The organism is Brevibacillus composti, assembly GCF_016406105.1.
Classification (GTDB): Bacteria; Bacillota; Bacilli; order Brevibacillales; family Brevibacillaceae; genus Brevibacillus; species Brevibacillus composti.
In genome coordinates this window covers 72,501-93,008 of sequence record NZ_CP066308.1, presented here as the reverse complement: position 1 = coordinate 93,008, position 20,508 = coordinate 72,501, and the positions used below count along the sequence as shown (strand labels likewise).

24 protein-coding genes, 1 rRNA gene and 1 other RNA gene (1 of these 26 cut by a window edge) are annotated in these 20,508 nt (G+C 54.7%); 6 read left to right on the top strand and 20 right to left on the bottom strand.

What is annotated here, in order from left to right; translation table 11 throughout:
* Nucleotides 1–2: 2 nt before the first annotated feature.
* The 6 genes from holB to JD108_RS00535 all read right to left on the bottom strand — a co-directional run bounded on the left by holB (nucleotide 3) and on the right by JD108_RS00535 (nucleotide 5,006).
* The gene (gene holB / locus JD108_RS00560) at nucleotides 3–983 is read right to left on the bottom strand and encodes a DNA polymerase III subunit delta' (RefSeq protein ID WP_198828115.1); all 981 of its coding nucleotides are present in this window, start codon (nucleotides 981–983) and stop codon (nucleotides 3–5) included.
* A 29-nt stretch (nucleotides 984–1,012) separates the two neighbouring features.
* A complete protein-coding gene (locus JD108_RS00555) occupies nucleotides 1,013–1,342 on the bottom strand; it encodes a cyclic-di-AMP receptor (RefSeq protein ID WP_198828114.1) in 330 nt (109 codons plus the stop codon).
* Nucleotides 1,343–1,470: 128 nt separating this feature from the next.
* Nucleotides 1,471–2,112 (bottom strand): dTMP kinase, encoded by a 642-nt coding sequence (gene tmk / locus JD108_RS00550; RefSeq protein ID WP_198828113.1) that lies wholly within the window; start codon nucleotides 2,110–2,112, stop codon nucleotides 1,471–1,473.
* 23 nt (nucleotides 2,113–2,135) lie between these two features.
* Nucleotides 2,136–3,620, bottom strand: a complete 1,485-nt coding sequence (locus tag JD108_RS00545) for an aminotransferase class I/II-fold pyridoxal phosphate-dependent enzyme (protein WP_407649388.1) — start codon at nucleotides 3,618–3,620, stop codon at nucleotides 2,136–2,138.
* A 114-nt stretch (nucleotides 3,621–3,734) separates the two neighbouring features.
* Complete coding sequence (locus JD108_RS00540; RefSeq protein ID WP_198828111.1) at nucleotides 3,735–3,917, bottom strand: sigma factor G inhibitor Gin; 183 nt, start codon at nucleotides 3,915–3,917, stop codon at nucleotides 3,735–3,737.
* 51 nt (nucleotides 3,918–3,968) lie between these two features.
* On the bottom strand, nucleotides 3,969–5,006 hold the full coding sequence (locus JD108_RS00535) for a hypothetical protein (protein ID WP_198828110.1): 1,038 nt from the start codon (nucleotides 5,004–5,006) through the stop codon (nucleotides 3,969–3,971).
* Nucleotides 5,007–5,275: 269 nt separating this feature from the next.
* Here JD108_RS00535 and JD108_RS00530 point away from each other — a divergent pair, with 269 nt between their 5' ends.
* Entirely contained in the window at nucleotides 5,276–5,794 is a 519-nt protein-coding gene (locus JD108_RS00530; RefSeq protein WP_198828109.1) for a hypothetical protein, read from the top strand.
* Between the two features lie 6 nt (nucleotides 5,795–5,800).
* Here JD108_RS00530 and JD108_RS00525 read toward each other — a convergent pair whose 3' ends face one another.
* The 9 genes from JD108_RS00525 to JD108_RS00485 all read right to left on the bottom strand — a co-directional run bounded on the left by JD108_RS00525 (nucleotide 5,801) and on the right by JD108_RS00485 (nucleotide 13,673).
* Nucleotides 5,801–6,067, bottom strand: coding sequence for a pro-sigmaK processing inhibitor BofA family protein (locus tag JD108_RS00525; protein WP_198828108.1), 267 nt, complete (start codon nucleotides 6,065–6,067; stop codon nucleotides 5,801–5,803).
* Between the two features lie 12 nt (nucleotides 6,068–6,079).
* Nucleotides 6,080–6,307, bottom strand: coding sequence for a DUF2508 family protein (locus JD108_RS00520; RefSeq protein ID WP_198828107.1), 228 nt, complete (start codon nucleotides 6,305–6,307; stop codon nucleotides 6,080–6,082).
* Nucleotides 6,308–6,320: 13 nt separating this feature from the next.
* Nucleotides 6,321–7,295 carry a CPBP family intramembrane glutamic endopeptidase gene (locus tag JD108_RS00515; RefSeq protein ID WP_198828106.1) on the bottom strand — a complete coding sequence of 325 codons (975 nt, stop codon included), beginning with the start codon at nucleotides 7,293–7,295 and terminating at the stop codon, nucleotides 6,321–6,323.
* A 166-nt stretch (nucleotides 7,296–7,461) separates the two neighbouring features.
* Nucleotides 7,462–8,058 (bottom strand): recombination mediator RecR, encoded by a 597-nt coding sequence (gene recR, locus JD108_RS00510; protein ID WP_198828105.1) that lies wholly within the window; start codon nucleotides 8,056–8,058, stop codon nucleotides 7,462–7,464.
* 34 nt (nucleotides 8,059–8,092) lie between these two features.
* Nucleotides 8,093–8,404 (bottom strand): YbaB/EbfC family nucleoid-associated protein, encoded by a 312-nt coding sequence (locus JD108_RS00505; protein WP_198828104.1) that lies wholly within the window; start codon nucleotides 8,402–8,404, stop codon nucleotides 8,093–8,095.
* A 42-nt stretch (nucleotides 8,405–8,446) separates the two neighbouring features.
* Entirely contained in the window at nucleotides 8,447–10,159 is a 1,713-nt protein-coding gene (dnaX, locus tag JD108_RS00500; RefSeq protein ID WP_198828103.1) for a DNA polymerase III subunit gamma/tau, read from the bottom strand.
* Between the two features lie 166 nt (nucleotides 10,160–10,325).
* A complete protein-coding gene (locus tag JD108_RS00495; protein WP_198828102.1) occupies nucleotides 10,326–11,750 on the bottom strand; it encodes a PAS domain-containing sensor histidine kinase in 1,425 nt (474 codons plus the stop codon).
* Nucleotides 11,751–11,991: 241 nt separating this feature from the next.
* An RNA gene (gene ffs, locus JD108_RS00490) (signal recognition particle sRNA large type) lies at nucleotides 11,992–12,256 on the bottom strand.
* Nucleotides 12,257–12,326: 70 nt separating this feature from the next.
* Nucleotides 12,327–13,673, bottom strand: a complete 1,347-nt coding sequence (locus JD108_RS00485) for an HD-GYP domain-containing protein (RefSeq protein ID WP_228728253.1) — start codon at nucleotides 13,671–13,673, stop codon at nucleotides 12,327–12,329.
* 233 nt (nucleotides 13,674–13,906) lie between these two features.
* Between JD108_RS00485 and JD108_RS00480 the strand changes: the two genes are divergently transcribed.
* Entirely contained in the window at nucleotides 13,907–14,803 is an 897-nt protein-coding gene (locus tag JD108_RS00480) for an EamA family transporter (RefSeq protein WP_198828100.1), read from the top strand.
* A gap of 34 nt (nucleotides 14,804–14,837) precedes the next feature.
* Here the strand turns inward: JD108_RS00480 and JD108_RS00475 are convergent, their stop codons facing one another.
* The 3 genes from JD108_RS00475 to JD108_RS00465 form a co-directional block, all read right to left on the bottom strand.
* The gene (locus JD108_RS00475; protein WP_198828099.1) at nucleotides 14,838–15,710 is read right to left on the bottom strand and encodes a DMT family transporter; all 873 of its coding nucleotides are present in this window, start codon (nucleotides 15,708–15,710) and stop codon (nucleotides 14,838–14,840) included.
* A 140-nt stretch (nucleotides 15,711–15,850) separates the two neighbouring features.
* Nucleotides 15,851–17,071 carry an NO-inducible flavohemoprotein gene (gene hmpA, locus JD108_RS00470; RefSeq protein WP_198828098.1) on the bottom strand — a complete coding sequence of 407 codons (1,221 nt, stop codon included), beginning with the start codon at nucleotides 17,069–17,071 and terminating at the stop codon, nucleotides 15,851–15,853.
* A gap of 134 nt (nucleotides 17,072–17,205) precedes the next feature.
* Entirely contained in the window at nucleotides 17,206–18,225 is a 1,020-nt protein-coding gene (locus tag JD108_RS00465; RefSeq protein WP_198828097.1) for a cation diffusion facilitator family transporter, read from the bottom strand.
* Between the two features lie 149 nt (nucleotides 18,226–18,374).
* Between JD108_RS00465 and JD108_RS00460 the strand changes: the two genes are divergently transcribed.
* From JD108_RS00460 to JD108_RS00445, 4 genes are all read left to right on the top strand, one after another.
* Complete coding sequence (locus JD108_RS00460; protein ID WP_198828096.1) at nucleotides 18,375–18,683, top strand: DUF4870 domain-containing protein; 309 nt, start codon at nucleotides 18,375–18,377, stop codon at nucleotides 18,681–18,683.
* A 111-nt stretch (nucleotides 18,684–18,794) separates the two neighbouring features.
* Nucleotides 18,795–19,121 carry an ArsR/SmtB family transcription factor gene (locus JD108_RS00455; protein WP_198828095.1) on the top strand — a complete coding sequence of 109 codons (327 nt, stop codon included), beginning with the start codon at nucleotides 18,795–18,797 and terminating at the stop codon, nucleotides 19,119–19,121.
* Nucleotides 19,122–19,191: 70 nt separating this feature from the next.
* Nucleotides 19,192–19,596: an ArsI/CadI family heavy metal resistance metalloenzyme gene (locus JD108_RS00450; RefSeq protein ID WP_198828094.1), complete on the top strand. Its 405-nt coding sequence runs from the start codon at nucleotides 19,192–19,194 to the stop codon at nucleotides 19,594–19,596.
* Between the two features lie 26 nt (nucleotides 19,597–19,622).
* Nucleotides 19,623–19,823 carry a hypothetical protein gene (locus JD108_RS00445; RefSeq protein WP_198828093.1) on the top strand — a complete coding sequence of 67 codons (201 nt, stop codon included), beginning with the start codon at nucleotides 19,623–19,625 and terminating at the stop codon, nucleotides 19,821–19,823.
* A gap of 118 nt (nucleotides 19,824–19,941) precedes the next feature.
* On the opposite strand, the gene JD108_RS00440 is transcribed toward JD108_RS00445, so the two are convergent.
* Together JD108_RS00440 and JD108_RS00435 are read right to left on the bottom strand one after the other, a co-directional pair.
* Nucleotides 19,942–20,289 carry a hypothetical protein gene (locus tag JD108_RS00440; RefSeq protein ID WP_198828092.1) on the bottom strand — a complete coding sequence of 116 codons (348 nt, stop codon included), beginning with the start codon at nucleotides 20,287–20,289 and terminating at the stop codon, nucleotides 19,942–19,944.
* Between the two features lie 171 nt (nucleotides 20,290–20,460).
* Nucleotides 20,461–20,508, bottom strand: a 23S ribosomal RNA gene (locus tag JD108_RS00435); it runs 3,051 nt beyond the window's last position.

The following is a 20,508-nucleotide window of genomic DNA, read 5'->3' as shown; positions in this document are numbered from 1 at the left end:
GGTTATCCCTCCTGGATTTGAAGAACCAACCGCTCAAGGGCCAACTGTGGGTTGGCATTTCGCTCTATCCGATTTTTCGTTTCCATGACCAGATCGATTCCGTGCAAGAGCTCAGTTTTTGTCCAAATCAAGGCTTGTCCTTGCAACACATCCTGTTGGTCATTGTTGATGAGATGGGCATGTCTGTCTGCTTGCACATACAGGATATCGCGCAGCCAAAGGATGAGCAAATCCAAGAAGAGGGGTAGTTCCTCCTTTATTTTGTCGCTCTTTTGAAGCATATCGTGAATGGTATAAAGAACCGTGGAGTTGTGTTGCTTACATTCCTGCACCAATTGTATCATTACATTTCTCAGCTGTGCAAACCATTCTGCTTGGCTGAGCGCACGAGCTTCTTCCAGATTTGACGTTATGTGGGACACGATCCTCGCCAGTCCTGGTGATATTCCTTCCGCCGTCAATTTTTCCGCGATCGATTCCGGCGAAAGCGGGGAAAACTGTACAATTTGGCAGCGCGACAGAATCGTCGGCAGCATCGCGTGGCTCTGCTCCGTCAGCAGTACCGCTACCACACCCTCCGGTGGCTCTTCGAGGAATTTTAGCAGGCTGTTGGCCGCCTGCACCGTCATCTTGTCGACATGCTCAATGATGTACACTTTGTGGAAGGACTCCACCGCACGCATCGCCATCTCCTTTTGCAGATGACGAATCTGGTCAATCTTGATGGAAGCCCCGTCCGGCGTGATCAGCAGCACGTCGGGGTGATTTCCCGCTTCAATTCTCCTGCATGCAAGACAGGCCCCGCAGGCGTCCGCTTCTTTTTCCGTACAAAAGAGGGACTTCGCCAGATGCAGGGCCATCTGTTTTTTCCCTGCGCCCCTCGGACCGGCAAACAGATAAGCGTGAGCCAGCCGGTCATTGCGCAGACTATGATAGAGCAGCTCCGCCGCACGCGGCTGCTGCGATAGTGTTGTCCATGTCATGGCATGTCACCTAGAGAGTAGCTTGTTTTTTAGAATGAATGGAACTGTTGAACATCCAGAACAAAAACGGCAGCTCCGCCCACCTGAACCTCTAGCGGATACGGCATGAAAGAGTCAACGGCGTTGCTCAATGGTGAGACAGGAGTGACCATCTGTTTTCGTGATTTGCAGTTCTGCTGAATAATTTCAATGACTTCAGGCAGGTTTTCGTCATTGGTACCGATTAAAAATGTCGTATTGCCAGCGCGCAAAAAGCTTCCCGTACTCGCCAATTTTGTCGCCCGGAAACCTTTTTTCACTAACTGCTGTGACAGACGACCACTGTCTTTATCCTGAACGACAGCAACCACCATCTTCATACGGCGCTCACCCTTTCCGCGAAGTTTTTGTTCTACCTGTCTTCCTCCTATTATATGAGGAAGCCCGGTACTGTGTAACGATATTCTTCTTACACATAGTATACAGCATGTTCACATCCGTTCGGTACTTAAACCTGCAGACGAGTCTCCAATTCTCTGAGCGCCTCCTGGTACACCTGATCGACCGGTCTCTCGGCATCGATCACGACGAATCGGTGAGCAAATCTCTCGCGGACGACCCGGTATCCCTCTCTGACTTTTTCGTGGAAGTCCAGGGCTTCGAGATCCAGCCGGTTGATCTCCCGGCCTTTGGTCGCATTGATCCGGGCCAGCCCCACCTCTGGACGGACGTCAAAGTACAGGGTCAGATCCGGCATGCAATTCTCCACGGCAAATTGATTGATCGCAAACACCTCGTCGATGCCGATTCCTCTGGCGTACCCCTGATAGGCGAGGCTGCTGTCGATAAAGCGGTCGCACAGCACTACCATGCCCGCCTTCAGTGCAGGCAGCACCTTTTCCGCCAGATGCTGTCTTCTCGCCGCGGCATAGAGCAAGGCTTCCGTACGCTTGTCCATATTGACGTAGGCGGGATTGAGGATGATGTCGCGGATTTTTTCCGCGATCTCGATGCCCCCCGGCTCCCGCGTCAGCACGACGTTCCACCCTTTTTTGCACAGCTCCTCGTACAGGCGGGTTGCGACCGTTGATTTTCCAGCCCCATCTGCTCCTTCTACCGTGATGAACCTGCCTGTTTGTCTCGTTGTCACCGCGAATGCTCCTTCCAAGATCTCTATCTTCGAATGTATTTGACGACCTGTATGGTTTGCAGGCTGGCATCCCGCACCCCTTGAAACCTGACCCGGCTTTTCCGCAGCTCTGTCAATTGCTGCAGAAAAGGCGCATCAATCCGCTCGCCTGGCGCAAGCAGCGGTATTCCCGGCGGATAGGGGATGATCATTTCGCCTGCGATATGGCCCTCGGCCTGTTCCAGCGGGATGCTGATTCGTTCCGCGTCCATCGCTTCATGTATCGGCATGGCCTGTTCCCGTAAAAAACTGGACGAGACCATCCCGGCCTGCGCAAAGCGCCTGGACGATTGCGCAGACTGGCAGGGCAGAGACTCCAGCACTCGCATCAGCTGATGGAGATCTTCCGCTCTCGTCCCGGACGATGCCGCCAGGAGCACATGGGAGGTGTCCGCCAGCTCCGGATAGATGCTGCTTTCCTCCAGCAGCTGCTGCAGCCCGTAGCCGTCCAGATCATCCGTGCGCAAAATCAGCATCAGTTTCAGCGGATCCATCGTCGTATAGACACTGCTTGGCCCCAGTTCGGCCAGCTCCAGCCAGGCGAGGGAACGAATGCGCTCCCGCAGCCTCTCCAGTTGGGGAAGCAGCTCGCTCCATTCCTGACCGGCCTCATGGACCAGATGGCGTCTGGCCAGATCGAGGGAGGCCATCAGGAGGTAGGAGGGGCTGGACGATTGCAAGATCGCCAGACTTCGGGCCAGCCGCTCCCGATCGATCCGCGGCCCCTGTATATGAAGCATGGAGGACATCGTCAGCGCGGCGGTCATCTTGTGCGTCGATTGGACGGCCGCATCGACGCCGCACTGCATCGCCGATAGCGGAAAAGCGGAGTGGAAACCGTAGTGAGAGCCATGCGCCTCATCCACGAGCAGCGGTATCCCGAACCGGTGAACCACCGCCGCCATTTTGGCCAGGTCGATCCCCATGCCGTAATAAGTCGGGTTGGTGATAAACACAGCTTTTGCGTCCGGATGGACCTGCAATGCCCGCTCCACATCTTCTCGCCGTATCCCCGCCGCCACGCCGCTGTCCGGATCGACGGCAGGCACGATATAGACAGGATGAGCGCGTGCCAGCATCATCCCGTGAAAAACAGATTTATGGCAGTTTCGCTGCACCAGAATTTTGTCCCCCGGACGGCACACACTCATGATCAGGGCCATGTTGCCCACCGTACTGCCCCCGATGAGAAAGCGCGTCTCCTCCGCACCGAATGCTTCCGCAGCCAGCGCCTGCGCTTCGGCAATCACGCCCGCGGGATCATGCAGATCGTCCATGCCGGAGATCTCGGTTACATCCAGCGGCAAGACGTCGGAAAACCGGTGGATGCCGGCCGAATCAAAGCTGCGCCCCATTTTGTGGCCCGGCACATGAAACGGATGCGGATGGGTCTGGGCATGTCTATCCAAATGTTCGTACAAGGGAGCGCGCCGCTGCCTCTCCCCATAGCCAGGGCTCTTTTCCCGCACGGTGTTCACGTCCTTTTTTTCAGCTTGTTTCATTGTAGCATGATTGATCGCAGGAAGTCTGCCCCAACGAAAAAAGGCACTGGACATAGCGCCAATGCCTTTGGTGAACGTAAACTACGCGTCATTTGTGAGCCAGATTCGCCTCATTTGATGGATAAAGAATGGATATTTTTCGTCTTGTACGTCAGTCTGCACCATTTCCTGTTCGCAATGGCGGCAGATAAACTGCTCACAGATGGCGATCCCGTCCAGCCGTTCTTCCTCACAGACGATGCATCGCTGAGCAATCCTTTCCATGGTTAACGCCTGCCCTTTTCTCAATCTACCAACCATTATACCCCATTATAATCAGTTCCATTCCCAAACGTTCGTGTTTTCGCCGATCGTGCGGTAGATGATCTGGCAGCAGGCTGTTTCTTCGAGCGGAAAGCATGAACAAGCATCGAGGATGATCGGCTTCGCCATTCCTTTGACCAGCTCGGGCAGGCGTATCTCCTGGATCAACGGATCGGGCGTTCCGATGATCAAAAGGTCAGACTGATCCAAAGCCGGCAGCCAGTGTGTATGCACCCTCCAGGTTCGGGGGAGCTGCTCCGTACCAGCCATGGGATCGGGTGAAAAGAGGCGGATTTCGGTATCTTTGTCCCACAGTCCAGCCGCCGGCAAGCCGCTCCAAAAGTCAGGACGCCCCCATAGCGTGATGCGATGCACGTCCACGTTTTCGGCGAGCTGCTGCAGTTGGCGGCGGATCCAGCGGTAAAACGGACCGTGCTGCTTGCGCATCGGATGGAGCCAGCCCTGTCCGATTCGTTTGTCCATGCCAATCGCCCGCGCTACCACTCGCCCTCGGACGCCCATGCGGTCACAGCGGTCACTCATCCGCATATAGAAGCGTTCTTTCCATGACAGATACAGCGATAATTGGCGTACCGCTTCATCCACCTCTCTTCTGCGGCAGGCCAGCGAGATGATCCCCCTCCTAGCCGCATGCCTGCACAACGCTCGCAGCCAGAATCCGCCCGGATCACCGCCGATCAGCACCTTCCGCTTGTCGGCAAAGCGGTAGAGGCGGACCACCTCCCACTTCGGGTGCGGATAGGCAGCCGTTAATTCATCCGCTGCACCATAGGGGATGCACTCTCCGTAAACGAGCAATAGACGGGGCTCGTCCCCCGCCTCGCCTGTCGCTTTGAAAAGGGGCAGCGGTTCGCTTGGACGCTCCGTCAGAACGACCCCTTTTGCTATGCCGATTTCACTTGCAGCCTCTTCCCTTGCATCGTCTGCGGGGAGGACGCGGATTCCAAGCTCTGCCCACTCATCGAGCAGCGTTTCGGAATGCTTCGCGCCGGGAACAGTCAAGAGTGTGAGGATGCTCTCGGATGACAACCCATCTCCCCCTCCTTTTTGCTCGTCCGGTCACAAGAGTCCGGTCGTCTTCTATGGGCATCCGCGTGAAAGGAATGCCCCGCCAGTTCCGTCTTCCTCCTGCCGGGAGGCTGTGCCATAATGGAACTAGCTTGGATAGACAGGTGCGCTTTGCTTTTTTGCTTACTGTTCCCGCTCGCTTGCCGCCCTATCCAAGAGGCCCGGAGAGGAGCCGCGCGGCATCTGGATCCGTGTGCCTTTGGAAATGAGTGCTCGAATGGATGTGACGTATGAATACTCAGACCATTTACAGCTATAAGCTGGTTCGCCGCTTTCGCTGGCGGCTCGCCGGACTTTTTCTGCAGCTGCTGCTCTTTCTGCTGTTTTTTCTCATCTCCGTCCGCTGGCTGGCTACGCCTCTCTCCTCGCTGATCGTGTCGCTCGCCGTGTTGCCGGGGATTAGCGTGCTCCATCTCTGTCTGTTTCGCATCTACACCTCGCTGCGCGGACACTCCCCCCAGACTACTCCGGACATGCTGTTCTCACCGTGGTGGGGCGCCGGCTATCGCTTCCCTGTTCCGCTGGCCAGCTTCCGCGGGGCGGAAACGACCGTTCTGGCGGGAACCTTGTTTCTTGCAGCCGCTTTGTACGTGTGGCTGCCCGCCCCTTATGGCCTCACCCTGTTGGCTGGTGCGATGATCGCCGCCCTGCCCCGCGCGATCGCCATACTGATTTCCCTGCGGGTGCCGAAGCAATGCCGCGTCAAATACGAGAGGCGCAGCGTCGCCTTTCTGTTGACGGATGGCTAAGCCTGCTTACAAGATCCACAGCTTGATGATGATCAAGGCGGCCAGTCCCGGCAAGCGTAGCAGACCGGTCAAGAGGGCCGTCACCGGGTTGATGGGTATGTGAAAGTCGGCCAGCTCTCCAATCAGGTTGGCAAAAAAGAGCAATACGGCGCCAATCACCAGCTGCATGACGCCAAAACCAATCCAGCGAATCGGCCCCCAGCCTGATTTGCTGGCCGCGATCAAGATGAGCAGCCCCGCCACTAAGAGGGCAATCATCCACCCTGTGGTCATACCTTTCCCTCCCTACGCTTGATGGTGCTCCCGCTCTCGCTTTAGCTGCGAGAGCAGAAACATATAGCGTTTTTCCGTCAGCTCCAGATAGTAGATAGCGTCTTCCAGCCTGTGATCCGGTTCGCTGATTTCCATCAAATGCTGGGCCTGCTGCCAGTCCAGTCTGGCGCTGTTGACAGCCTCCTCAAGCATTCCGTCTTCCCAGGCGACTGATGGTTTTGCCTGCTTCCAAAAGCCCAACTTAAAGTCCCCCCTATTGGAAGTAATAAAGCACTCCGACGATGTTGTTCAGTGCGTGCAGGATCACTGCCCCCCATATGGATTGGAAGTGATGGCGCAGGTACCCGAGAAAGACCCCCATCACGAACAGCGGAGCAAACAAGGCCACATCCACATGCATCAAGGCAAACCAGAGACTGCTGAGGAAAATCCCGAGAACGGCACCTGCTCGGCGGACGAGATAGGTTTGCACCACCCCACGGAACAGCAGCTCCTCCGCGAGGGGAACCAGTCCGCCGATGACCAAAAGCGACGCCAAAATCGCCCAGCTATCCTGTCCCTTGGCATGGACGATCTCCCGCTCAATCAGTTTTTCCCGCTCGGAGTCTAGGGAAAGCCCCAGCCACTCCGCGAAGGGCCGAGTGACCGCAGTATCAAGCAGAAGCATCACCGCAAGAAACAGGAGGATCAGGACGACGACCATCAGCCCCAAGCGACGGGGACGACATACTCCCAGCTCTCTCAGGCGCCCGCGAAACATCAGCGGCACCAAGACCAGAATAAACAGCTGCAAAGAGGCCGACTCCAGAAAGCTGCCCGCGGATCCTGCGGCAAACAGGTTCGCCGGCAGAACCAAACCATACAGAAGGAGCGTGCAGGTCTGAAAGACGTGCACCCAGGCGATCACATGCAGGACATCGACACCGGCAACTTCCGGCGAAAACCAGAGCCAGTCCCGCTGTCGCCGTGTCCGCACACGCTGAACGGCGTAGACGGCCGACAGCAGAACGCTGATTCCGCTCACGCATAAGATCAGAATGACCAGCCACGGAGCCGGTTCTTCTGCCGTGGTCGCCACCCACAAGCCGTTTTCTCCCCGCTGAAAGCGAATCATGAAAAACTCTGCGGCAAAGATGATCCAATACCCCATAAACAAGAGAACAGCCCAGATTCTCGTGCGATCTCTCTCTGTCTTGCCCGAGAGCGAAAGCCCCGGTCCATTCAGCATTGTCTCACTCTCCCCCTACCAATCTATGTCTCGTCCCACTCAAAAATACACTTTTTCCACGCGCTAGCCGCGCGGGCAAATTTACGGCGTGTACAGGGTATACCTGAAAGTAAAAAAAAGACAGGTGCCCCTGTCTTTCTCTATTCAACCGGCGATGCCGGCCTTCCTATAGCTCCCGTCTTCCTTCCAAGGCTTTGGTCAGCGTAACCTCGTCTGCATATTCGAGATCGCCGCCCACGGGCAATCCGTGCGCAATCCGCGTCACCCGTATGCCAAACGGCTTGATCAGGCGGGAAATGTACATGGCTGTCGCCTCTCCCTCGATGTTGGGATTGGTCGCCAGGATCACTTCCTTCACCTGTTCGTCGCCCAGCCGCTTCAACAGATCCGGGATGCGTATATCCTCGGGGCCAATTCCTTCGATCGGAGAAATCGCCCCGTGGAGCACATGGTAGTACCCCTCGAATTCGCGGGTTTTTTCCATCGCCACTACGTCTTTCGGCTCTTGCACGACACAGATGACGGAGCCGTCCCGCCGTTTGTCGCGGCAGATGTGGCAAGGGTCCAGATCCGTAATGTTGTTGCAGACCGAACAGTAATGAAGCTGACGCTTGGCATTGACCAATGCCTTGGCGAGGTCCAGCACATCATCTTCTTTCATGTTCAGTACGAAAAACGCCAAGCGACCCGCCGTTTTCGGACCGATGCCAGGCAGTTTCATAAAACCTTCGATTAGTTTGGAGACCGGTTCGGGATAAAACATCGCTTCTACTCCTTCTCAGGGCTGCCGCTTGCGATTAGAACAATCCCGGAATGTTCATCCCTCCGGTAAAGCGTCCCATTTCTTTGCCTACCAATTCATCCACTTTGCGGAGCGCGTCGTTGACGGCTGTCAACACCAGATCCTGCAGCATTTCGACGTCATCGGCATCGACGACTTCCGGCTTGATGGCAATCTCAATGATTTCCTTGTGCCCGTTCGCTTTCACCATGACGGCACCGCCGCCGGCAGAGCTTTCCACAACTTTTTCCTTCAGGCCTTCTTGGGCTTTTTGCATTTCTTCCTGCATTTTCTTTACCTGACGCATCATTTGTTGCATGTTTTTCACGTGATTGTCCTCCTTAACGGATGTATAGGGATTATGCGGTATTTATTCTTTCACTTCCACCAGGCCTTCGCCGACCAGCCGGATGGCTTCGGCCACAAACGGATCCTGCTCCTCCTCTTTGGGAGCGTCTCCCTGTGCAGCCTGCTGGTGAACCGATTGCCACTCCTCCTCCATAACGGACAGGAGCTGCAGCGGCCTGCCGACCACTCCGGAAATCGCCCGTTCGATGACGCTTTTCAGCTCGGGCTCCATGGTTTTATCGCAGTGGATCGGGCTGGTAAAGGTCACGACGACAGCGTCATTGCCGACAGCCGCCGGTTGCCCGTTGACCAGCCAGGCTTGGTGCTGAATTTTTACCTTTTTCACATCGGCGAGGATCTGACTCCATTGTCCGCGGACTTGGCGGGTCAGGCCCTCATCGATCGCCATCGCCGCTTCGCGGACTTTGTTCATGGGCGTCCGCGACCCGTTTCCTGCGGAAGCAGGCCGGCGCGCTTCCGGCTTTCGCGGCTCTTCCGCCTTCGTCGGAGCGGCTGCCAGGCCCTGTCCCTGGGCGAGCTGGCTCAGTTTTTCCTCCAGCATCCGAATCCGGTTGACGAGCGCGGACAGATCTTCTCCGGCCACGCTGCCTTGGACGGGGGCGGACTGCGCTTGCTGGGTGTTCCCTCTCCCCGGCTGCTGGCATAGCTTCACCAAGGTCAGCTCCACCAGTACCCGGGCGTACGTGGACCATTTCAACTGGGTCAGCGCCTGGTTGCACGTCTCGATCGCGGTATAGAGATCGGGGATGTCATACAGGGTCGCTACCTCAGCGAACTGATCGTCGATCATCGTCCGCTCCACGATCTCCTCCAGATGCGGGGCTGTCTTGAGCAGCAGCATATCCCGGTAGTAGTAGAGAAAATCGTGCAAAAACTGCTCCGGATCTTTCCCCTGGACCATCACCCGGTCAAACTGCTCCATCACCTGAGTGACGTCTTGCTTGGCGATGGATCGGGCCAGGGTGGAAAAATACGACTGGGAGACCGTCCCGGTGATCTGCATGATTGCAGCCGCCGTCACCTGATCCCTGCTGTAGCTGATTGCCTGGTCCAGCAGGCTGAGCGCGTCACGCATCCCGCCTTCCGCCATTTTGGCGACCAGCGTCAGCGCTTGCTCCTCGACTTGGACCTGCTGCTCCTGGCAGATATAGCTGAGCCGCTTGACCATCTCTCGCAGCGAGATGCGATGGAAGTCAAAGCGCTGGCAGCGAGAGATGATCGTCGCGGGCAGCTTATGCGGTTCGGTCGTCGCCAGAATAAACAGGACGTGGGAAGGCGGCTCCTCCAGCGTTTTGAGGAGGGCATTGAAGGCTTCCGTCGTCAGCATATGCACTTCGTCGATAATATACACCTTGTATTTGACATCGCTCGGGGCAAATTTCACCTTGTCGCGAATATCCCGTATTTCCTCGACACCCCGGTTGGACGCTGCGTCAATTTCCAGCACATCAGTTACGGAGCCGTCCGTGATGGCCTTGCAGGTATCACATCGATTGCATGGCTCCCCATCCTGCGGCTGCTCGCAGTTGACAGCCTTGGCCATGATTTTGGCCGCACTGGTTTTGCCCGTGCCTCGGGGACCGTTGAACAGATAAGCGTGAGACAGTCTTTGCTCGCGCAAGGCATTGCGCAGAGTGACGGTCACATGCTCTTGTCCTACCACGTCTTGAAAGGTTTGCGGTCGGTAAACGCGATACAGCGCGGTGTAAGCCATGTTCTTGTGACACTCCAATCTGCAAAGTCCTGATCTCATCTATTATACAATATCGGTGGGGTTCGTACAAAGAAAACGCCCCGTACTGCAAAGCGGGACGTGTGATGATATAGCCTCGATTGCCGTCCTCCCCAGGTGTCAAGCCGGAGGGCAGGGGGATCGCGGTTTATAAGTAGGGGAGCAGGATATGAAAGGTAGTGCCGTACCCTTTGGTGGATACGCGAATCTGTCCGCCGATGTCGTGTATGATCTTCTGGCAGACGGACAGCCCGAGCCCTGTCCCCTCTTCCTTTGTCGTGAAAAACGGATCAAAGATCTTGTCAATAATGTACAGAGGGATGCCGGGTCCGGTATCCTTGATATCGATGCTGACCTTGTCTCCCTCCGGATCGACGTGATGGGAAATATGTAACGTGCCCTGCTCGCCCATGGCCTCGATCCCGTTCTTGCAGATATTGATAAACACTTGCTTTAACAGTTCCGTATCGCCGACGACCAGCGGCAGTTGTCCCCGCGAGGAAAATTGGACCTCGATGCCGTACAGCAGGGCCTGCGACTCCACGATCGGCAAAATTTCCTCGAAGACGGTATTCAGATCGACGATCGCGTATTGGACATCGCGCGGCTTGCTGAGCAGCAGAAATTCGCTGACGAGCGAATTGATGCGATTGATTTCGGTCAGCATGATTTCTGTGTAGGTTCGTTCGCGGTCCATTCCGTTTTCGCTGAATGACTGCAGGAACATTTGCAAAAAACCTTTGATCGAGGTGAGCGGATTGCGGATTTCGTGAGCGGTTCCCGCGGCGATTTGGCCGATCATCGCCAGCCTTTCGTTCCGCTCGATTTTTTGTTCAAGCGAACGCAAATTCGTAATATCCTTAAACAGTAAGAAGGCTCCTATCGTCTTCCCTGACTCATCCTGAAGCGTGCTTGCGTCTACGATCAATTCATAGCGCTGATTGTCATTGGTCCATGAAGTCGCCATATTGTACAGCTTGACTCCGTCCAAAAGCTCCCGTCTGATCAACCGGTGCTCTTCCGGGATACCGGCAAACACTTGGTCAACATGTTTGTTGACGACGTCGAGGCGGCTTTTGCCCAAGAGTTTGCAAGCGACATGGCTGGCTTCGACAATCCAGCCCCTCTCGTCCAGGACGAACAGTCCCAAACTGCTGTCATGTGTCAATTTGGCGAGCAGCCGCTGCGCCAGATGCTGATGGGTCTCCCTCTCCATCTGAAGCAGCTGGATGAGGTACAGGGGGTGATCGCCAGCCTGCACCATGATCATGGCCGAGGCTTTCCCCGTCCTCCCTTTGCTGTCTCGCCACTCCACTTCGAGTGACTGGTCTGCTTCCCGGTTCAGCAGCTCCTGATACAATTGCTCCATCGTCCCCTGATACGGCAAAAGGAGGCGAAATGATTGATTAATCAGATCTTCACGCCGATAGCCGGTTTCGCACAGCAGCCTCTCGTTCGCCTCCACGATCGTCCCGGATTCGTCTACCAGAAAAAGGGCGGCCGGCAGCTGTTGCACAAACTGTTGCAATCTATTGGACGAGCCGACGAGATGTAACGAAATGGACCCCCCCACAGCTTGTCCCTCCTGACCTTCGCGTTTTTAGCGCTTTTCCGTATCTTAACAATTCGTCGGAAAAATGGGAAAAACCTGCTTTGGCAGTCATTTTTTGCTGGAAATGTTTTCGCTAGAGATCGTCAGAATGCAACAAAAAGAGTCATGGGAGAGCGGTTTCCCGGCTGCTTTGAGACCATAAAAAAACGGTACGATCCGTGGTGGATTCATACCGTTTTGTTATCCAGATTGTATGGAAGTACCGTGCACCTACCTTCGATCGTTCCCATCCAAGCGTTACTTATGGCCGCAGCTCAGAACAGGCAACCCTGCGGCACACGTGATGATCCACTTATGGCTGCTTCCTTCCGGACCTGACCAGGTTCATGGGTTCACGTTGCACAGGACCCGCTCCTCAACACCGCCGCCATAAGGCAGCCTCACATGAGAAGACCTCTGATAGGAATTCAACCCTGCTATTGCGGATTGCAGGTTACAGGGCACCGCAACCTCCCCGTCTAGCACGGTAAAGATAGCATACCAAAGATAAACTTTGATCGCAAGGCAAAAAGCCATCCAAAGGAGGGAATCTCCCCCTTATCCTCTCGCGGCGACGGCCTCCTCGCCCTTTCTCTGGTGTACCCGCTGCATGTGAACATGACAGGCTCCCGACGAAAAGGCGCGGTGAAAAGCATAGACAATCGCGGGATCAAACTGCGTTCCGGAGCATCTCAGGATCTCGGCATGAGCCTCTTCCAGCGTCATCGCTTGCCGGTACGAGCGAGTCGACGTCATCGCATCAAACGTATCGGCTACGGCCAGGATTCTTCCCATAAGCGGGATCCTTTCTCCGCTCAGCCCGTCCGGGTATCCCCTGCCATCCCAACGCTCATGGTGGTGGCGGACGCCCGGGCTCACATGGGAGAGGCTCTCAATCTGGTTGACAATGTTGGCCCCGATCGAAGCGTGCAGCTTGATCAGTTCGTATTCCTCGTCTGTCAGCTTTCCTTCCTTCAACAGCACGCGGTCGGGAATGGCGACTTTGCCGATATCGTGCATCAGACCTGCAAATCGCAGGTCGTCCCGGGAAAAGTCCCCTTTTTCTATCAGGTGATCGTAAATAATCAGCGCGTATTCCGTTACCCGTTCGCTATGGCCGGCTGTATAGGGGTCCTTCATCTCTACGGCGAGATAGAAGCTGCGCACGATTTGCTCCAGACCCGCCTGCATGTATTTGCGCTCCCGCTGAATCAGCACTTGCAGCTGGGAAGCCATCTGATTGAATTTATCCTCCAGGTGAGCAATTTCGGCCATCCCGTGCTTTTCCACTCGAATCGTGAAATCACCCTGCTGCAGCGCTTCCGTAGCCTCGATCAAAGAGCGGATCGGCCTGTCAAACCAGCGGGCTACCTGGTGGGCAACGATGGCCGCAAACAGGATCACGAGAATCGTGACGATGAACAATACCTCTTTCAACGGATCGAGGTCGTTCTCAATCTCTTTGACTGGCAATAGTTCGACATATGTACTCCCGGTGTACGGGGAGATGTGGGAAAACAGATACATGTCGCCTGCGGAGGTGGAGTACAGCAGGACCTCCTTTCCCCCGCTCTCGTGGACTAACTGCAGGAGGGAAGCATAGTCCTGATCCCTGATGATCCATTTGAGCGTACTCGTATTTCGCGGATACAGCAGCACCTTCTCTTTGGAAAAGATCATAACCAAGGTCGGGGAGACCGGATTATCCACCTGCCGCGACCACTCGCCGAAAGCCTCCAGCGTCGTCTGTCGATCATCCAGCTGCTGCAAATGCTCCGTAATATTGGCGGCGTATTGCTCAAACAACGCTTCTTCTGCTGCATGATAATTGACCAGACTGACGAGCAAGATGGGGACGAGGCACAAGAAAAGCAAAGCCACAAATATTCGATCTTTTACTTTCATCAACATTTGCCTTCCCCTTCTCGGTCAGTATTGAGTCATTGGAAAAAAGTCGCTTCTATCCGTTAGTACCAAAAATAAAGCGACACTTCATTACGTTCCACGTCCATCTCATCCATAAACCTCTTTTTTCAATTTCGAGCAAATTCCCCGCATGATTTTCCTTTCAATAGACAAATGCCACCGTTCGTATTATCCTAGCAAGGAACAAACTCATGGTAAGGAGTTACAATTACATGCGATACCTTCTGCTTGTCTTCCTGGGTGCGTGCAGCTACGGCATTTTGTCCACCATCGTGAAACTGGCCTATGGACAAGGATATTCACCAGGTGAAGTCGTAGGCGGGCAGATGTTTTTTGGATTTTTGCTGACCTGGCTTCCTGCTCTCTTCGTCCTTCGTCAGAGACCGTCCCTGAAGCGAATGCTCCTGCTTTTGGCCGTCGGTCTTCCTGTCGGCTCCACGGGTTTGCTTTACTACAATTCGCTGCAGCACATTCCAGCTTCCATCGCCATTGTCCTGTTGTTTCAGTTCACCTGGATGAGCGTTTTGCTGGAGACGTTGCTTACGAGGAAAAGACCCGCAGCCATTACCCTGTATTCGCTGATTCTGCTGTTTGCGGGGACCATCCTCGCAGGAGGGATCCTCGACAAGGGAATTGGCAACTTTTCGTTTGCTGGCATCGCTTTTGGTCTCTCCTCTGCTGTCTCCTACACGCTGTTTATCTTTTTCAGCGGCAAGGCGGCTCCGGAAGTCAACTCCTGGCTGCGCACCTCGCTGATGTCAACCGGGTCCATGCTCCTCGTTTTCCTGATCTACCCGCCGTCTTTTTTGGTCAGCGGCGTTCTTTGGGACGGCTTGTTCGGCTATGTATTTTTGCTTGCCGCATTTGGCGTATTTGTCCCTACCGTCTGTTTTAATTTCGGAGTCCCGCACACAGGTCCGGGGATGGCCGGCATCCTGGGAGCTGCGGAACTGCCGATGGCCGTCTTTTCTTCCTACATCATCCTGCAGGAGTCCGTCAGCCTGCTGCAGTGGCTCGGCGTCATCATCATCCTGCTGGGCATCATCCTGCCGGAATGGGTGCGCTTCCGAGGCACGAAGACGACAAAAACTCCCTCTCCCCTGTCTTGATTCAGGGAGAGGGAGTTTTTGCAAGCGGAGAGCATCAGCGATCGGACAGCTCCGTAACATAAATGCCGGCCAGCATTAGGACGACCCCTGTGACGACCATGGCGGTCAAGGGTTCCCCCCACAACAGCCAGGAGAAGAGAAAGGCAAACACAGCCTCCAGCGACAGCAGGATGCTCACGTGGACAGGCGGTGAGAACTGCTGGGCGCGGATCTGGACGACATAAGCCAAAAGCGTCCCGATCAGGCAGTCGAACCAGAAAGCGAACCATCCGTACGCGCTGAGTGGTTGCGGAATCGGCTCGATCATCAAGGCAATCGCCATATCGATCAATCCGACGACCATAAGCTGGATCATCACAAAGGAAAGCGTATCGACTTCCCCAAGCTTTTCGTAGACACGGTCGACCATCAGAATATGCAGGGCAAAAAAGACGGCACAGAGGAAAACGAGCACATCGCCAAAGGAGAGGCCCGTCCAATCGCCGTCCCCCGACAAACAGAGGAGGCCGACAAATGCGAGCAGACAGCCGAGGACGGCCCCTTTTTTGACAGGCATCCTTCGCCAGAGAAAATAAAAAAAGGGCACCAGGATTACGTTTGTCCCCGTAATGACCCCCGCTTTTCCCGGCGTGGTCCGCTCAATTCCGAGAATTTGCAGCGTGAAGGCGGCGCAGAGGGCGAGGCCACAGAGCGCTCCCTGAATCCACGCTTCGCGGCTGAGGTTTTTCAGACGCTTCCAGACAAACGGCAGCAGTATCAGCGCAGCGATCAGAAAGCGTGAACCGGTAAAGGCAAACGGAGTCATCTCCGTCAAAAGGGCTTTGGTCAGAATAAACGTATAGCCCCAGGCCAGGGCGATCAAGAAAAGAGAAAGATCTGCCCAGAGAAGTTGTTTTTTGCAAGGCAAACTATCACGCTCCCTATCCTTTCTCATTATAAAGGACGAAGGGAGTGCGCGCTGTATTTATCTCGTTGGGCGAATGGAAACTTGCTGAAGGTACAAAAAAATCCCTCCGTTGGAAACAGAGGGATGGAGCCCCGACAGCATTATTCTTCCAGACTGCCCATCGGGCCAAAGAATTCATAATGGATCCGCTCTGCGGGCACACCCCATTCGCGCAGAGAGCGGTAGATACCTTTCATAAACGGGACAGGGCCGCAGAAGTAGAAGTCCGCCTGGTTGCCCGGCAGCACCGATTGCAGCCAGGGCAAATCGACAAAGCCTTCCTTGTCGTAGCAGCCGCGAGCCCGTTCTTCTGCGGTTGGCTCCGAATAGAGCACGTAGGCCCGGGCGTGCGGATGGCGCTTCACGAGGTCTTCCACCTGCTGCTTCATCGCGTGGGTGCTACTGTTCCTGGCAGCGTGAATATATGTGACGGGCCGATTCGGCTGCCGTTCAACGATGGTTTTCAGCATGCTGAACATCGGCGTCAGACCGACTCCGCCACTGATCAGGACCACCGGAGTGTCCGCGGCAGTATCGAGAACAAAATCGCCGGCGGGTGCGCTCACAGGCAGGACATCGCCTTCCCTGACATGATCGTGGAGATAGCAGGAGACGATTCCGGCCGGCTTGCCATCTTCGCCCGCTTCCCGCTTCACACTGATGCGGTAGTAATCCTGACCCGGACTGTCCGACAAGCTGTACTGCCTGAGATGTGTGTTGGCTTCGCCCGGGATATCCATTTTGACGGTGATGTACTGACCGGGCACGAAGGACGGGAGCTTGCCTCCATCCTGCGGCTTCAGGTAGAACGAGGTAATAACGTCACTTTCCCTTTCTTTTTTCACGACGACAAAGGGACGGAAATCACGCCAGCCGCCCTCTGCCCGCTCGGCCTCGCGGTACATTTCCTCCTCCACATTGATAAAGACGTCCGCGATCACTCCGTATGCTTCCGCCCAGGCATCGATGATCTCATCGGTCGCCGCCTCACCCAGTACGTCCTTGATCGCGGCTAGCAAATTTTCGCCGACGATTGGATAATGTTCCGGCTTGATGCCGAGGCTCCGGTGCTTGTGCGCGATTTGTCTGACTGCGGGCAAGATCGTCTCCAGCCGGTCGATATGAGCAGCGGCGGCATATACGGCATTGGCGAGAGCCGTTTGCTGGCGTCCTTGTTTTTGGTTGGCGTGATTAAATATGTTCAACAGTTCCGGATGCTTGGCAAACATGGTTTGGTAAAAGCGAGTGGTGATCGCTTTGCCGTGCACTTCCAGCACAGGTACTGTCGATTTGATGATGGCAATCGTGTTCTGGCTAAGCATGCCAGCCCCTCCTTTATACGCGAGATCGAGTTCAGCCTCTCTACATCTCCCAGTATAAAGAGGGGCGCAGGCGAGCTGCTGTGACCCGAGTCACACCAATCATGGAGGGTTTGTGAACATGATGAGAGAATCGGTCAGCGGCTTTGGCTCTTCTCTGTCAGTTGCTCGGTCTGTTGCTCTGTCCGCTCTTCTGTCTGCTCCGGTTTCCAATCAGGGACGCCATTGTCCTCGATAATGCCGAGCGTCACGTCGCTGATGTCCGGATCTTCCAGTATTCGATCCCTTACCCGAAACTTGATGTCATCGGCAACCGCCAGCGTCAGTCCCTTTTCCAGCTCCAGATAGGCCTCCACGTGGTAGAAGCGGCCCTCCTGCATAATGCGCATCCGGTTGATATCCGTCACAGCCGGGTCGGCCAGAATCGATTGGGCTACCCGCTCTTCTACTTCACGGGGAGCCGCTACGCCGATCAAGCCGACCATGTTGTCATACCCGACTTTAAACGCCACGCCTACCATCAAAAAACCGATGAGAATGGTGGCAATCCCGTCCATCAGACGAATTGGCGTCAGCTGGGAGACGATGACAGCGAGCAAGGCCAGCAAAGCACCCAAGGTGGCGACCAGATCCTCATAAAAAACGAGGCGAGTGGGCGGCGCTGCGCGTCCGACGTTTTGAAAGGCGACTTTGACGATGCCCATCCCGGCTGCTTCTGTTCTGGTTTCCCTGCCGATTTCTTTCATCGCTTTGATCAGCACATAGCCGTCTACGATCAGGGCGAGCAGCAGTACGCCGAGATTGAGTAAAAAATGGCTGGCCTGGACCGGATGAGCCAGCAAATGAAAGCCTTCCCGAATCGTCTCATAGGCCATGATCGTCACGACGATCACCGCCACCATGCAAAAGATGTTGATGACGCGGCCAAACCCGGAAGGAAAGCGGCGGGTCGGCTTTTTTTCCGCCAGCACGCTTCCACCGTAGACAAAACCCTGATTCACCGCATCGGCGACCGAATGCATTGCGGAAGCAAACATCGCCCCGCTGCCGCTGACCGCTGCAGCGATGCCTTTCACGATCGCAAGGCCTGTGTTTCCCAGAGCCGCAGTGGCGGAGGAGGTATTACCTTTTTTCATCAACGCCCACAACGATTCCAATGCTCTTCCCCTCCCTGAAGCAGGTGATGCAAATCTCCCTCCGTCTGGAGAATGATCTGTAGATCAAGCGGATGACCGTTACAGAACCGGGTCATGTACAGTACAATAAACATACAGCGTTATTATTTGTTCATATAGGAGGATCTATCATGGATCACAAAGGCGTAAAAGCCATTACACACGCGAGCACATTTTTTGCCCCCATTCTGGTTCCGCTGTTGGTATGGCTGCTGGTGGCAGATCGCGAGGTGAAGAGCATGGCCCTGCAAGCCCTGCTGTTCCACGTGATTATGAGTGTTTTGATAGGAATTTCCGCGTTTCTCTCCTTTTTCCTGGTCGGCATTCCGTTTTTCATCGTTTTCAGCCTCGTAGCGCTTTATTACCCGATCAAGGGAATTGTCTATTCCCTGCAAGGACGCCCCTTTTCCTATCCCGTTATCGGCAGGCTCGTCGGCTAACGGGGGGAGAAGTGCCCAATATCAAAAAAATTTGATTTTAGGGATTGCCAATATTACCCTGTGTGCTATATGATAGCTTATATCAAAAAATGTTGATGAAAGGAATGGATCATGAAAGAAGACACGGCAGTACCTGCAGCGGAAACAGATTTTGCACTGTATGAAGCCAAATTCAAAGCCTTGGCCGACAAAAAGCGCCTGCAGATCATGCATGAGCTGACCCAGCATGGCCGGGTATGCGTCTGTGACTTGGCCGAAGCCATGGACATGGCGCAATCAAAGCTGTCGTATCATCTAAAAATTTTGCTTGAGGCTGAGTTGATCCAGAAAGAGTCAGATGGCGTCTGGAACTACTACCGGTTGAACCATATAGAAGTAAACCGGCTGTTGTCCGAAGAGCTGTGCTGTGTGTTTCGAAGCAGCAGCGGATGCTGCTGATTTCTTTTCACCATTTCATCAATTTTTTTTGATATATACATCAACTTTTTTTGATTAAGGAGGAAAATGTATGAAAAATGTCCACTTAGGTCTCAACTGCACGTCCCTGGAAAACTCCCTCGCCTTTTACACCAAGCTGTTCGGGGTGCAGCCTGTTAAGGCAAAGCCGGACTATGCAAAGTTTCAAGTCGATGCCGTTCGTCTCTTATTTACCCTGAATGCCGCTGCCGACGTACAAGGCAATCAGGTAAACCATTTTGGTTTTCAGGTCGACCAGCAGGAGGACCTCGCTTCTCATCGTCGGCGTTTGATCGAAGCCGGCCTCTCCATCGCCGCTGAGGAGGCGGACACCACTTGCTGCTATGCGGTGCAGGATAAGTTCTGGGTCGTCGATCCGGATGGCAACGAGTGGGAGTTCTTTTACACGAAAGAGGATGCGGACGTTCATTCTTTGAAAGCCAGAACTTGCTGTTGAGACCAAATTATAAGGAGCGAATTGCGATGGATCATATCTATGCAGCGGAAATGTATGTCATGCAAAAACAACGAGAGTTGGAGAAAATCACCCGTCATGGGTGGAAATTCCTGGCGGCTCCTGACCGATCTGTGACCGGTGCTGCCGAGCGGACAGGGAATCCAGCCACCAGCAGAAAGGCTGCCGCGTCTTCGCTGCAGCAAGCCAACTGCTGTCCATGCACGTAAGAGAACGCTCCACACCGATTTTCCCGTTCCGGTCCTTGCCGGTTCTTACAGGCGCATCTTGCGGGCCCTTGCCGTACCCTACAGGCCCTTGCTGTTTTTTATGGGCCCTAGCTGTTCCTTACCAGTCCCACTTCCCCTTGACTATACCCAGCTTTTCCATCAACCAGGCGAAAACTGATACCTGAACAGGCTGAAGGGATTGCTCCGTACAACCGGATTCCGGCCGGTAGTCGTGCTCTAGCGCTTTTTTTAAGGTCGTTTCCGCTAGATTATTGGTCTTTTCCGCCTGTTCAAAGCAAGGTGGCGAGATGTACGTGCGATGCGTATGCTCCAGAATCATTCGGGTGCCGTCTGGCGGTGCGGCCGTCACCTGAATGGTGAGCAGGGCGGCTATGATGACGGCCAAAGCTACTATCCCGCTCAGGATCAGGCGTGTAGTCCGATTTTTACGGTTTGTCTGTATCATGATTGGTCACTCACACACTTTCTCATCGTATTTTTTCGGAAGAATCGGTCACTGGGCGAGGTTCCAGTAAATTATAAAACGTTTTTGAACGAAATACAAAAAGCCATCCTTTCGGATGGCTTCCTTCGCGCCTTGAAAACTGGATATGCATGCTTTGCTAAGCGATTGGTTGTGGATAAGTCCTCGACCGATTAGTATTCGTCAGCTCCACGCGTTGCC

What these genes read in the sequence shown, in the direction of transcription:
- hmpA (WP_198828098.1), bottom strand. Translation starts at nt 17,071, where the DNA reads ATGCTTAGCCAGAACACGATTGCCATCATCAAATCGACAGTACCTGTG.
- JD108_RS00450 (WP_198828094.1), top strand. Translation starts at nt 19,192, where the DNA reads ATGAAAAATGTCCACTTAGGTCTCAACTGCACGTCCCTGGAAAACTCC.
- JD108_RS00480 (WP_198828100.1), top strand. Translation starts at nt 13,907, where the DNA reads ATGCGATACCTTCTGCTTGTCTTCCTGGGTGCGTGCAGCTACGGCATT.
- JD108_RS00460 (WP_198828096.1), top strand. Translation starts at nt 18,375, where the DNA reads ATGGATCACAAAGGCGTAAAAGCCATTACACACGCGAGCACATTTTTT.
- JD108_RS00525 (WP_198828108.1), bottom strand. Translation starts at nt 6,067, where the DNA reads ATGACCACAGGGTGGATGATTGCCCTCTTAGTGGCGGGGCTGCTCATC.
- JD108_RS00485 (WP_228728253.1), bottom strand. Translation starts at nt 13,673, where the DNA reads ATGAAAGTAAAAGATCGAATATTTGTGGCTTTGCTTTTCTTGTGCCTC.
- JD108_RS00555 (WP_198828114.1), bottom strand. Translation starts at nt 1,342, where the DNA reads ATGAAGATGGTGGTTGCTGTCGTTCAGGATAAAGACAGTGGTCGTCTG.
- recR (WP_198828105.1), bottom strand. Translation starts at nt 8,058, where the DNA reads ATGTTTTATCCCGAACCGGTCTCCAAACTAATCGAAGGTTTTATGAAA.
- JD108_RS00530 (WP_198828109.1), top strand. Translation starts at nt 5,276, where the DNA reads ATGAATACTCAGACCATTTACAGCTATAAGCTGGTTCGCCGCTTTCGC.
- JD108_RS00515 (WP_198828106.1), bottom strand. Translation starts at nt 7,295, where the DNA reads ATGCTGAATGGACCGGGGCTTTCGCTCTCGGGCAAGACAGAGAGAGAT.
- JD108_RS00440 (WP_198828092.1), bottom strand. Translation starts at nt 20,289, where the DNA reads ATGATACAGACAAACCGTAAAAATCGGACTACACGCCTGATCCTGAGC.
- dnaX (WP_198828103.1), bottom strand. Translation starts at nt 10,159, where the DNA reads ATGGCTTACACCGCGCTGTATCGCGTTTACCGACCGCAAACCTTTCAA.
- holB (WP_198828115.1), bottom strand. Translation starts at nt 983, where the DNA reads ATGACATGGACAACACTATCGCAGCAGCCGCGTGCGGCGGAGCTGCTC.
- JD108_RS00445 (WP_198828093.1), top strand. Translation starts at nt 19,623, where the DNA reads ATGGATCATATCTATGCAGCGGAAATGTATGTCATGCAAAAACAACGA.
- JD108_RS00455 (WP_198828095.1), top strand. Translation starts at nt 18,795, where the DNA reads ATGAAAGAAGACACGGCAGTACCTGCAGCGGAAACAGATTTTGCACTG.
- JD108_RS00540 (WP_198828111.1), bottom strand. Translation starts at nt 3,917, where the DNA reads ATGGAAAGGATTGCTCAGCGATGCATCGTCTGTGAGGAAGAACGGCTG.